Origin of the sequence: Psychrobacter sp. TB20-MNA-CIBAN-0197 (genome assembly GCF_040309765.1) — a bacterium.
Lineage (GTDB): Bacteria > Pseudomonadota > Gammaproteobacteria > Pseudomonadales > Moraxellaceae > Psychrobacter > Psychrobacter submarinus.
The window spans coordinates 1-275 of sequence record NZ_JBEOPC010000518.1 but is presented as its reverse complement, the minus strand read 5'-3'; the positions used below and the strand labels follow the sequence as shown (position 1 = coordinate 275).

1 protein-coding gene is annotated in these 275 nt (G+C 49.5%); it reads left to right on the top strand.

From position 1 onward, the window contains the following. A partial coding sequence (locus tag AAEY83_RS14760) for a dienelactone hydrolase family protein (protein ID WP_351060061.1) occupies positions 1-275 on the top strand: 275 nt, incomplete at both ends.

Here is a 275-nt window from a genome sequence, read left to right as displayed (position 1 = left end):
GTATTCGCCCGACTGAGTTAGCAGACAAAAAGCGTCTGACTTCTGAGCTTTATAAGAATCGCAGTAAGATGCGCCGTATTCTGACGGCGGCGTTAAATACTGGACAAGCCCAAGGTAATAATGTCCGCGAAGGCGTGACGATGGGTTATTGCTTCGGTGGTGGTGTCGCGCTAGAGCTGGCACGTTCAGGATTTGAGCAAAAAGCCTTTGTCCCTTTTCACGGTGGCTTGGAGACGCCAACAGGTCAAAGCTATAGCAATACTAAAGGCGAGATA